The organism is Nostoc sp. 'Peltigera membranacea cyanobiont' 213 (assembly GCF_002245975.1).
In the GTDB taxonomy this organism is placed as follows: Bacteria; Cyanobacteriota; Cyanobacteriia; order Cyanobacteriales; family Nostocaceae; genus Nostoc.
The window spans coordinates 1-11,230 of the sequence record NZ_NOLI01000193.1 but is presented as its reverse complement, the minus strand read 5'-3'; the positions used below and the strand labels follow the sequence as shown (position 1 = coordinate 11,230).

Genomic DNA, 11,230 nt, shown 5'->3' with positions numbered 1-11,230 from the left:
CTACTGCGCTCCGCTCCGTAGACCGCTATCCATCCCCACCGTATAGACGGATGGGGTTTTCCGCGAAATCAGATAAATCTATTTGCAAAACCGAGGTGACTATAAAAATTTAGTCCGCGTTTTTGTCAAGTATAAAAAATTGGAAGCATAAGCTTTTCGTCGCAGAAAAATTATGCTTCCAATCACAAACAGGTATAACGAGACTTAAAGTTTAAGGATGGAGCTAAGCGGATTCGAACCGCTGACCCCCTCAATGCCATTGAGGTGCGCTACCAACTGCGCTATAACCCCTTAAAATCCATTACATATAATGGCTTAGTTATTATTACTTTGTCAAGCTTTTTGTGGAAACTAAATTTTAAATATCTCCTCTACCACTCAACCTTCACAACGACACTTGCAATAAATAGGTCATACAGTGCCCCATCAAAAAGTAAACTACTAACATAGCAGCAGCAGCCAGAGCAACTAATGTACCAGCCAACATTAGAGAAAATTCTTTACTCTCGTAGGCTTTTTCCATTAAGTGCAGCGACCACGCTACTAGGGCCACATCAAAAAGTAAAATAGGAAGCAACATATTTTTTAATATTTGTTAATACTTGTAAAATAATATTAACACCCTTTTTAGGAAGTGTGTCTAACCTCAGATGGATGTCATTTACTAGTAATTTGTGGTTCAAGATAATGTTCTGACTGGCACGTTGCGATCGCGCAAATAATTTTTGATTTCTGCTACACTTAGCTGACCGTAATGTAATAGGGATGCTAGTAGTGCGGCTTCCGCTTTGCCTTCAGTTAGGGCAGTGTAGATATGTTCGCAATTACCTGCGCCACCAGAAGCAATAACTGGAATTTCTACAGCATCGGCTATTGCCCGTGTGATTTCGATGTCATACCCAGCTTGGGTTCCATCGGCATCCATGCTTGTCACTAGCAGTTCTCCAGCCCCGCGTTTTTCAACTTCCTGTGCCCACAATAGGGCATCTAAGCCTGTATTTTCCCTTCCACCCCGCACATACACATCCCAACCTGGATTTTCCGGGTTATTTCTGCGTCTGGCATCAATTGCAACAACTATGCACTGATTACCAAAGCGATCGCTGGCCCGATTAATCAAGTCGGGATCGCGCACCGCCGCAGAATTAATACTAACCTTATCTGCGCCGGCTCGTAACAAAGCTTTAACATTTTCTAAGGATTGAATGCCACCACCCACAGTTAATGGAATAAAGACCTGTTCGGCAGTCCGGTAGACTACATCTAAAATAGTAGCTCGGTCTTCATGAGTAGCTGTAATATCCAGAAATACTAACTCATCTGCACCGGCTTCGTTGTAAACCTTGGCCAACTCTACCGGATCGCCTGCATCTTGGAGATTAACAAAGTTAACTCCTTTTACAACCCGTCCCGCCTTCACATCTAAGCACGGTAAGATTCTTTTAGATAACATAATAACTTTTGTACTTCTGGGTAATTGACCGGAATTTAAATTTTAAATTGGCGCGGGTATTTCCAAACGAAAATTTTCACGGGCATGGGGCATTGGTTATTCTTTCCCCTTGCCTCTCCCACTCCCCACTTTCTAGTCCCCTTAAAAGTAGATAGCTGAATTATGGCGATAATCTCCTCGAAAAAACAGCCTCCAGAACCCAACGGAGAACCAAAGCAGCGTCGGGAGTCGGCGAAAACACCATCCACAGAAAACATTTTGAAGCCTGAAGCTGCTATTGATGAGCAAGAACAGCAGGAAGAGGGTATTCGTCCGCACCGATTTGCCGATTATATTGGGCAAAAAGATTTAAAGGATGTGCTAGATATTGCCATCAAAGCAGCCAAGTCTCGTGGTGAGGTGTTAGATCACTTGCTGCTGTACGGGCCCCCGGGATTGGGTAAAACCACAATGGCAATGATTTTAGCATCAGAAATGGGGGTAAATTACAAAATTACTAGTGCGCCAGCGCTAGAACGTCCGCGGGATATTGTCGGGCTACTGGTGAACATGAAACCAGGTGATATTTTATTTGTAGATGAAATTCATCGCCTCTCGCGGATGACTGAGGAAATTCTCTACCCGGCTATGGAAGATTATCGCTTAGATATTACTATTGGTAAGGGTTCCAGCGCTCGAATTAGAAGTTTGCCTCTGTCAAAGTTTACCCTAGTGGGAGCTACAACCCGTGTTGGTGCTTTAACTTCACCACTGCGCGATCGCTTCGGTTTAATTCAAAAACTCCGATTTTACGAAGTTGACGAACTGACTCAAATTGTACTGCGAACTGCTCAATTACTCAAAACCCCTGTTACAGAAGATGGTGCAACAGAAATTGCCCGTCGTTCGCGCGGAACGCCACGGATTGCTAATAGGCTACTTAAACGAGTCCGTGATTATGCGGAGGTTAAGGTGTCGGGCGAAATTAATGAAATCATTGCATCTGAAGCTCTGCAACTATTCCAAGTAGATCCATGCGGTTTGGATTGGACAGACCGCCAAATGCTGAGTGTGATAATTGAACAATTTAATGGCGGGCCAGTGGGGTTGGAAACAATGGCAGCAGCTACAGGTGAAGATACTCAAACAATTGAAGAGGTATACGAACCTTACCTCATGCAGATTGGGTATTTAACTCGGACTCATCGTGGAAGAATGGCGACTAAGGCAGCATATAAGCATTTGGGATTCACGCCGCCTAATGAACAGTTGTCATTATTGTAATTATGAGAAATTGGGCATTGGGCACAAAAGGCAGAGGGGCACTTGGGGCCAAGGGGGAAAATTAAGAATTACCTCTTTCCCCTCTGTTCCCCAGTCCCCATTCCTCATTCCCCATTACCCACCTTCAAGACACAGGTAAACCAAAATGATTAAGTTGATTGGTATTTTTCTCAGTCTATTACTCGTGTTTGGCTGGGGTACACCAGTTATGGCACAATCTCAAACGTCCAACAAGATTACAGAAGAACAATTAAAACAAGGTGATGAGTGGGCAAACCAGGCGTTTATAGCGACGAATCAAGGTGATTTTGCGACGGCTGAAACCTACTGGACAAAGATTATTGAGCAATTTCCCACTAATGCGGGGGCATGGAGTAACCGAGGAAATTCGCGGGTAAGTCAGAATAAGTTACAAGAAGCGATCGCAGATTATAACAAAGCTATAGAACTAGCACCAAATGTCACCGATCCATATTTGAATCGGGGGGCGGCGTTGGAAGGGATGGGAAAATGGGATGATGCGATCGCAGATTATAATCATGTTTTAGAACTCGATCCTAAAGATGCGATGGCGTATAACAATCGCGGTAATGCCAAAACAGGTTTGGGAAAATGGGAAGATGCGATCGCGGATTACAAAAAATCTAATGAGATAGCCCCAAATTTTGCCTTCGCCCGTGCTAACTATGCCCTCGCTCTTTATGAAACTGGTCAAAAAGAGCAAGCAATCCGTGAAATGCGAAATATCGCCCGTAAATACTCCAAATTTGCTGATGTGCGTGCCGCCCTTACTGCTGCATATTGGGTAAATGGAGAACAAGGTGAAGCCGAGAGCAACTGGGTAGCAGCTTATGGGCTAGATAGCCGCTACAAGGATATTGACTGGGTAAAAAATATCCGCCGTTGGCCTCCTAGTCTAGTTACAGCTTTGGATAAGTTCTTGAAAATCCAGTAATTAGTAGGTAAATCAAAGGATCGCTCCCACCTGATTCTGATACTTTTTACACTAAGTTAGTCTCAAGAACTCGCTGATTTTGCTGTCGCTTTCCAGTTACCACCATTGGTACACCACCGCCTGGTGCTAACAAGATGCTTTTGCGAACTGGTAGTACTGGCTGTGTATCAGCTAATTTCATTTGCCAATCAGATAGTACAGTTGCCAATACCAGCTTCATCTCAAACAGGGCAAATGCCATGCCAATACAGCGACGATTACCACCACCAAAGGGCAAATATTCAGATGGAGTAAATTGGCGTTCTAGAAAACGATCTGGCTGAAACTGCTTGGAATTGGGGTATAAATCTTCTCGATGATGGCTCAAATAAATACAAGGAACCAATATTGTACCAGGGTCAAATTTGTAGCCTGCAATTTCTAAAGGTGATTTAACCAATCGATTTACTCCTAACATCGCCACCGGATATAGGCGCATTGTTTCCGAACAAACTGCATTTAAATAAGGTAATCGGAAAATGGCGTTTGGGTCTTTGTTGTCACCGAGGCTATCCAGTTCTTGCACTAGCTTTTCACGGACTTCAGGCTGATGATGAATCCAGTACAGCGCCCATGCCAAAGAACTAGCCGTAGTTTCATGACCTGCAATCAACAAAGTCATCAATTCATCACGTAATTCCAAGTCTGTCATCGGCTCACCTGCTTCATCACGAGCCGCCATCATTAAAGACAGAATATCACTTCGAGACTGGTCGCCAAGCGATCGCCTCTCTTGAATTTCAGCATAGATCAGATCGTCCATTTGCTGCCGCAAACGTAGATAACTTCCCCAAGGACTGCGAGGACCTAAATCCTTTCGTAATAACGGGAACAGGAGGAATATTGCCCGCAAAAGAGGTCTTTTTGGATTCAGGATAGCAATCAGGATTTCTTTGAGTTTTTCATAACGAAGTCCATCTTGTAGACCAAATACAGCCTTCAAAATCACCTGAAATGAGATTTCTTGCATGGATGGCAAGACTGTAAAGGTTTCCCCAACTGGCCACTCGCTAGTTACTTGCTTGGCGATCTCACTAATTAAATCACCATAAGCCTGCATTCTTTCCCCATGTAGAGGAGGTGTGAGCAGTTTACGCTGGCGCTGGTGAGATTTTCCTTCTAAGGAAAATAGAGAATTTGGCCCCAATAAAGGCGTTCCTGAACCTGCTGCTGTACCAGAATCTAACTGTTTTGGATCTGTGGTAAAAATCTGCTGAATTGCTTGAGGATTGCTAATGAAGACTTGAGGAGTAAAAACTGGGCCGATTCGGAGAGTGAACATATCACCATAGCTTTTAGCACAGTCTTCCATGTATTTCACTGGGTTAGTCAGCCATTGATATGTCTGTACCCAAGGGTGAGTTTGAGGGCCGTTAGGCAGTTTAAGTGCAGACATTTTTATTTATCTCCCAATAATTCGAGCAAGATCGTTATCAGCTAATCATTCATCCACGCATAACTTGATTAATCTTAGAATACAGATTAAATAGATGAACTCACCAATTCTTGAATCTGTCTTGGGGTTAATTCTTGCACATTACGCAAAACTACTGTTGCTCCGGCTGCTATTAGTGTTTCACTATAGGCATCACCACGCATTGCTGTTTCCTGGACATGGGGTGGTAAAACCCCTACACCAATCCAAGAACGAGCAGAATCTAGACCCCGTGCTTTCTCGACGGTATACATATCTGCTACCGTATCCCCCACATATACGATCGCTGATTTTTGCTCAATTCCATTTTCTAACTCCCGAACTGTGGCAAAAAGTCCAGTAGGGTCTGGTTTCCCTGGTGCATCTTCCATCGCAATCAACACCGGAGATTCCAAACCGAGACGTTTTTCCAATACATAGTTCGCAGAAGCACGAGTTGCACCGCTAAAAAATCCCCACGCAATCCCAGCTTGGGTAAGTTGTTCTAAATAGCTAGGTTGTAATAATAAGGGTTCATTACAGATATACCCAGTAAAATTATTTGGGTCTGGGCCTCGGTAACGCGATTGGAAAAAAGCAACGATCGCACTGTAATCTAATTGCAGTTGCTCGCGGCTCTGTTTTTGAGTTTCAAAGTAGCGGTAAATTAATTCCTGCGATGCTTCCCAATCGTTATTCCACACGCCTTCAGACTTCAACTGGTCAATATCTATTGGGGTTGGGCGATATGCTTGGGTAGTAAAATGTTCTACGGTATCTGCGATCGCCCGGCGATAGGAACCGCTAACATCGCGCACAACGCCATCAATATCGAAAATTGCGATCGCTTTTACAGAGGTTGGTTGAGTCATGGAGTAGGAAGCAAAAGAGTTTTACCTCATCATAAAACGTGAGATCGTGACTCAGGTAAAAAATCGGGGTCGAGGGCTTGCTCTGGCGTGAAGAGAGATTTTTCTGGGAAGATAGCGATCGCTAATCCAGTTTCAATTACAGCCAGTCGTCTAGCAGTTTGGTAGCTTTCGTCAAAAACCCGATCGAAGTAAGGTTTCAAACTCGGACTTTCCTTGAGTGCCTTTTGGACTCGCCTGCGGTGTTCCAAAATTGTGTACTGCCAACTTTTTGAGCGCCTTTCAGTTTGAATTTGGTATTTGAGCAGATACATCAGCAAAACTTCCAGATTGCTCTCTAATGACCGTTTTTCACTTCTGCCCATCGTTTCAATTTCATCAATTAAATTCTCTAAATCCAGTTCTGTAAGCCGACCTTGCTTGAGCAGTTCTGCCGTGGTTTGAATCCACAGGTAAAAGTCTTGCTCGTACAAATCTGAATTAGATGTCCTTTGAGATTGGGGGAGATGGGCAGTCACGTCGCTACGCTCCGAATTAAAAATTAAAAATTAACATTACTGAGTAAAATTACTCACTCCTACTCCCTACTCCCGAATGTTTGGTCATTTGATAGGGTATTGCGTTAAAATAAGCGATCGCTATCCTAGTTCAGTAATGCCCGGAAATTCCCGGAGGTGTGATTGACCAAGTTTATTTTGAAAATTTTGTGGTTAGACGAAAACGTTGCTCTAGCAGTGGATCAAGTTGTAGGTAAAGGTACAAGTCCTTTGACTAAGTACTTTTTTTGGCCCAGAAATGATGCCTGGGAAGAGTTAAAAAAGGAATTAGAATCCAAACATTGGATTACTGACCTGGATCGTGTGGAGTTGCTTAACAAAGCAACAGAAGTGATTAACTACTGGCAAGAGGAAGGCAGAAACCGTCCAATGGCCGAAGCTCAGTTGAAATTTCCAGAAGTTGCCTTCACAGGTAGCGCCTGATATTACAATATTAGCGATGTCTACGACTGGCTACGCCTACGCATTGTTCTACAAGCTGCCACAGTTTGATAGTCTTGTCTTTGCTGCCACTTGCAATTAATTGTCTAACTTTGCTCACAGCAACAGCAGATACTGAGTCTATATGACCAGAGAGAGTAACAATCTCTTCTGCTGTGCTTACCTTCCAAAGTTTAACTGTTTTGTCGCAACTTGCACTTAGGAGTGTTTCGCCATCGGCAGTAAAAGCCACAGCCACCACAGACCAAGAATGGCCAACAAGTGTGCAAATTAGCTGACCAGTGTTTACCTCCCACAACTTAATAGTGTTATCATCACTACCCGTCGCCAAAATTTGACCATCGGGACTAAAAGCGACTGTCAAAACCGCCCATGCATGACCCGAAAGGGTGCTTAACAAGCAATAGCATGGGCGGTTTTCAAATTTTTCCTCAAAGCCTCCAAATGCTCTCAATTGCCACAGGCGAATCGTTCTGTCATAGCTAGCGCTGGCTAAAATCTGGTCTTGAGGACTAAACGCTACTGAATTTACCTGTAATTGGTGTCCAGCGATGGTGTAAATTTCTCTGCCAGTATTTACATCCCAGAGTTTAATAGTCTTATCCCAGCTACCACTAGCGAGAATCTGCCCATCTGGACTGAAAGCAATTGATTTTACAGCGTGTGAGTGTCCCACTAAGGTGCAGATTTCTTTTAATGTCTCAACCTGCCACAATTTGATAGTTTTATCATCGCTAGCAGTTGCCAGAATTTTCCCATCTGGACTGAAAGCAACTGATTTTACAGCTTGAGAATGTCCTGATAAGGTAGCTAGAACTTTTTGGGTATTTAAATCCCATAATTTGATGTTTTTGTCATCACTTCCACTGGCTAAAGTGTAATCGTCAGGACTGATGGCAAGGGCATTCACACCACTTAATATCCCGGAATGCCCAGTTAAGGTATGCAAGCATCGCCAAGGAGGATTTGGTAATTGCAAATTTTGAGTTTTACATTCCATACCCATTACTTGCATGACTTCATTAGCTGATTGAAAGCGGCGGTTAATAGCATTTTGCAGCAGCTTGTCGAGAATTTGCGCCAAGCGTAGACTCTTTGAGTCTTGTCGCCAGACATCGCTAACCTTAGTAGTAAGATATTGTTGCCAGACCCAACAATCGTTAGCAATATCAAATAAATCAAAGGGCGGAATCTGAGTAAGTAAGTAAATACAAGTTACACCCAAGCTATATAAATCACTAGCAAAAACCGCTTTTCCTCTCGTTTGTTCTGGTGCAGCGTATTCTGGACTGCCGATACTGGTTTCAGATGTTAGCCGATCGATTTCTGTGACGATTTTTGCAGTGGTAAAATCGACTATGAAAAAATCCCCGTTCTTTGTAGTTGCGGATCTACGGATGATATTGTGGGGTTTAATATCGCGGTGAATGATATTGCGATCGCTCATAAACTGCAAAACTGGCAACAAATCTTCTAAAAGTTGCCAAATCTGAGTTTCATTAAAAGCGCCCTCCTCTTCAACCACCTGAGCTAAATTAGTGCCTGCAATAAACTCTTGCACTAAATAAAAATGCTCATTCTGCTGGAAATAAGCCAACAAAGCGGGAATTTGCGGATGTTTACCTAATTCTTCTAACTTTTGCGCCTTTTGCTGAAAAGTTTGATCTGTTTCAGATTCCAGCGATAATTCTTGAACAACGCAAGGAACTGGAGGAAACTGACCCTCATCGACAGCAAGGAAGGTTTTCCCGAATCCCCCTTTACCAATTCCCTTGAGTAAACGATAACGTTCTTGTAAAAGCAAAATTTTCCTACCTACAAGGTGGGCAAGATGTCCACAATAAAATATAGCCGTTTGTTTTTTGTCAGGGCACAACAATGTTATGCCCCTAACTCATGTTCCTGATGTTACTTATCTACAGGGAAATTCACAACTATAGGTGGATAACCGTTTTCTGAGGTTGGTTGGGCTTTGGTAACTACTGGTTGTGGATGCAAAGATGTTGGTGTCAATTCACCTTTACCAGTTTGATTCCATAAAATCATGGATAGCAGCCCATCCACTAAGCCGTTATTGCTGCCGTTACTACCAACTAAAACATCCGGTATCAAGCGGACATTGCGATCGCCTATAATCTGCATTAGTTGCATTGCTGTATAACCTTGTGGCCCCAAAGCTTCCACACCAGCACGGTAGGTTTCAGCTTTAGCGTTACCTGTGGCCCGAATACCTTCAGCCTCAGCAATTGCCCGGAGTTTTGTCCCCTCAGCTTCACCGTTCGCCTGTTTAATTTGGGCTTGGGCTTTTAGGTCAGCAATATGCACACTTTGCTCTGATTTCACCATTTCTTGCTGGATATTAGCCAATGCCGTTTCCCGGACAAGCTGCTGCCGTTGGGTTTGCGCCATCTGCTGGACTTCATAAGTCTTGCGTTCTTCTTCGGCAATTTTTCGGTCTGTCTGTGTCTGCATTAACGACGCTGGTGGCAGAATATCACCAATCAGGGTGTCGATCGCTTGCACGTCATAAGCCCGCAATGCTGTTTTAATATACTCAGCAGCCTCAGCTTGTCGCTCACTCCGAGCCGTCAAAAAGTCTAGTACAGTATAGTCTTGGGCTGAGTTGCGGAAATAATTACCGATAGTTGGTTCTAATACATGGTCTACGAGATTTTGCATTACACCAACGCGAGAAATTACCTTCGGGGCATCTAATGCACCCACATGGATAATTTGCGCTACTTCTAAATCAAAGGCAAATCCATCACGCGATCGCACTGTTAAAGAAGCCAGTTTAGCATCATAGCTGTGGCGTTCAGTCCGACCTGACCAGTTTAAAACGATATTGGTCGTCGGCACGAGTTCAATCTTCATAATCCGGGAATTAATCGGGTGCTTACCAGGATATAGCGGTTCGACCCACACACCCTTATGTCCCTGATTCACCAAGTTACCGTGAGTGAAAGCTGCACCACTAACATCTTGATGTGCCTTACCCACGAAAGAAATCACCACACCCACATACCCAATGGGAATTTCCGTCATCGGCACTTGTTCAACCTGAACAAACCAAGGATTCAAGTTCCAAGAACCAGAGAGTAGAATCTGCTCTTGTAAACCTCGCCGTCCACCTCCATCAATAAATTTATAACCATTTTGGAAGTTGTCATGTCCGTCAATTACGGGGCCTGCGAGTTCACCAGCAGAAATTGGTAGACCATCTAAGGTAGTAACGATGCCAACTTTGTCAGATGCAAGACTATACACCCGCAACTGTTCTGGAGCCATGCCATGAGCGCTGGCATTTGATGCCATGATGACTTTAAACAGGGCGGTGTTAATCCGATATGTACCTGCGGTGAGAAAACCCATCTGCCGCCCTTTTTCCCCACCTTGGGTAAGGAATTTTCGAGCATCTTGGAAGTTGTCACAACCCACGATTTTACCCAAAATCCGCTCTGGTGGGTTGGATGCACCATCTGCCGCCACAATTAAAGCGATTTCCCCTTGGGGAACAACAATTACCGCTTCTTTTTTTACAGAATACTGCCAAGGCCAATAGCCCCAGTGCCAACCAGGAGGCAGAGTATCTGCCTGTAAACCTGCTTCACCATTAAGAGCAATCAATCCTCCGGCTGGGATTCCGCGCCCGGAAAGGGTAAATTTTCTGACCACAATGCCAACTTCACGTTCGCCAATAACCACTAGTCCGCCAAAGAATAGGGGGACGAATATGACTAAACCACCGACAAGTACGATGGGAAGCAGTCCAAAAGGATTAATTCCAGCAGCTTGATATTTAGTGCTACTAATTTGTAACTGAGCAATATTTGGTGTAGTCTGATTTAGCTGGACTGATACCGAAGTTATTTCTTTTGCAGTAGTTGTTTTTACAGGAGTAGCATTGACAGAATGAATACTGCTAGCGATCGCTAACGTTGCTACGATAGATGCTGCTAAACGAGCTACCTTATTTTGTTTACGAGTACCAAGCGAAGAAGAACAGCTTTTCATAATTTGTGCCCATCTGGGCAACTAATTAGCTAATTTAACACTTCAACAAAGCTTGCCTCGATTTCTTAAACTTGACGTAATTTTTTTAAAATTTAATAAATAACTTGTAGGTTGGGAAATATCCAACCTACAAAGTTGAAATAGAAAGGTGAAGTACCCCAACCTGCTTCGCTGAGGTTGGGGCTTCCAACATCATTGAATCAGTGACGGTCTTATTCGTCCTCG

At 43.7% G+C, this 11,230-nt stretch carries 10 protein-coding genes and 1 tRNA gene; 3 read left to right on the top strand and 8 right to left on the bottom strand.

The window, feature by feature from the left end; translation table 11 throughout:
- Positions 1–218: 218 nt before the first annotated feature.
- The 3 genes from CDG77_RS31250 to hisF all read right to left on the bottom strand — a co-directional run bounded on the left by CDG77_RS31250 (position 219) and on the right by hisF (position 1,453).
- Positions 219–291 (bottom strand) — tRNA-Ala (locus tag CDG77_RS31250).
- A 94-nt stretch (positions 292–385) separates the two neighbouring features.
- Entirely contained in the window at positions 386–580 is a 195-nt protein-coding gene (locus tag CDG77_RS31245; protein ID WP_012410736.1) for a hypothetical protein, read from the bottom strand.
- Between the two features lie 99 nt (positions 581–679).
- Positions 680–1,453 (bottom strand): imidazole glycerol phosphate synthase subunit HisF, encoded by a 774-nt coding sequence (gene hisF / locus CDG77_RS31240; RefSeq protein ID WP_094333105.1) that lies wholly within the window; start codon positions 1,451–1,453, stop codon positions 680–682.
- A 162-nt stretch (positions 1,454–1,615) separates the two neighbouring features.
- On the opposite strand from hisF, the gene ruvB reads away from it, so the two are divergent.
- Entirely contained in the window at positions 1,616–2,716 is a 1,101-nt protein-coding gene (ruvB, locus tag CDG77_RS31235) for a Holliday junction branch migration DNA helicase RuvB (protein WP_094333104.1), read from the top strand.
- A gap of 145 nt (positions 2,717–2,861) precedes the next feature.
- Positions 2,862–3,671 carry a tetratricopeptide repeat protein gene (locus tag CDG77_RS31230; protein ID WP_094333103.1) on the top strand — a complete coding sequence of 270 codons (810 nt, stop codon included), beginning with the start codon at positions 2,862–2,864 and terminating at the stop codon, positions 3,669–3,671.
- Positions 3,672–3,717: 46 nt separating this feature from the next.
- On the opposite strand, the gene CDG77_RS31225 is transcribed toward CDG77_RS31230, so the two are convergent.
- The 3 genes from CDG77_RS31225 to CDG77_RS31215 all read right to left on the bottom strand — a co-directional run bounded on the left by CDG77_RS31225 (position 3,718) and on the right by CDG77_RS31215 (position 6,511).
- Complete coding sequence (locus CDG77_RS31225; protein ID WP_094333102.1) at positions 3,718–5,106, bottom strand: cytochrome P450; 1,389 nt, start codon at positions 5,104–5,106, stop codon at positions 3,718–3,720.
- Positions 5,107–5,192: 86 nt separating this feature from the next.
- Entirely contained in the window at positions 5,193–5,996 is an 804-nt protein-coding gene (locus tag CDG77_RS31220) for a TIGR01548 family HAD-type hydrolase (RefSeq protein WP_094333101.1), read from the bottom strand.
- 29 nt (positions 5,997–6,025) lie between these two features.
- A complete protein-coding gene (locus CDG77_RS31215; protein ID WP_094333100.1) occupies positions 6,026–6,511 on the bottom strand; it encodes a DUF29 domain-containing protein in 486 nt (161 codons plus the stop codon).
- A 162-nt stretch (positions 6,512–6,673) separates the two neighbouring features.
- On the opposite strand from CDG77_RS31215, the gene CDG77_RS31210 reads away from it, so the two are divergent.
- Positions 6,674–6,973: a 30S ribosomal protein PSRP-3 gene (locus CDG77_RS31210; protein ID WP_094333099.1), complete on the top strand. Its 300-nt coding sequence runs from the start codon at positions 6,674–6,676 to the stop codon at positions 6,971–6,973.
- A 10-nt stretch (positions 6,974–6,983) separates the two neighbouring features.
- Here CDG77_RS31210 and CDG77_RS31205 read toward each other — a convergent pair whose 3' ends face one another.
- Positions 6,984–8,795 carry a serine/threonine-protein kinase gene (locus CDG77_RS31205; protein ID WP_094333098.1) on the bottom strand — a complete coding sequence of 604 codons (1,812 nt, stop codon included), beginning with the start codon at positions 8,793–8,795 and terminating at the stop codon, positions 6,984–6,986.
- A 104-nt stretch (positions 8,796–8,899) separates the two neighbouring features.
- Positions 8,900–11,005 (bottom strand): SPFH domain-containing protein, encoded by a 2,106-nt coding sequence (locus CDG77_RS31200; RefSeq protein ID WP_094333097.1) that lies wholly within the window; start codon positions 11,003–11,005, stop codon positions 8,900–8,902.
- Positions 11,006–11,230 lie beyond the last annotated feature (225 nt).

What these genes read in the sequence shown, in the direction of transcription:
- CDG77_RS31230 (WP_094333103.1), top strand. Translation starts at nt 2,862, where the DNA reads ATGATTAAGTTGATTGGTATTTTTCTCAGTCTATTACTCGTGTTTGGC.
- CDG77_RS31200 (WP_094333097.1), bottom strand. Translation starts at nt 11,005, where the DNA reads ATGAAAAGCTGTTCTTCTTCGCTTGGTACTCGTAAACAAAATAAGGTA.
- CDG77_RS31220 (WP_094333101.1), bottom strand. Translation starts at nt 5,996, where the DNA reads ATGACTCAACCAACCTCTGTAAAAGCGATCGCAATTTTCGATATTGAT.
- CDG77_RS31245 (WP_012410736.1), bottom strand. Translation starts at nt 580, where the DNA reads ATGTTGCTTCCTATTTTACTTTTTGATGTGGCCCTAGTAGCGTGGTCG.
- ruvB (WP_094333104.1), top strand. Translation starts at nt 1,616, where the DNA reads ATGGCGATAATCTCCTCGAAAAAACAGCCTCCAGAACCCAACGGAGAA.
- CDG77_RS31225 (WP_094333102.1), bottom strand. Translation starts at nt 5,106, where the DNA reads ATGTCTGCACTTAAACTGCCTAACGGCCCTCAAACTCACCCTTGGGTA.
- hisF (WP_094333105.1), bottom strand. Translation starts at nt 1,453, where the DNA reads ATGTTATCTAAAAGAATCTTACCGTGCTTAGATGTGAAGGCGGGACGG.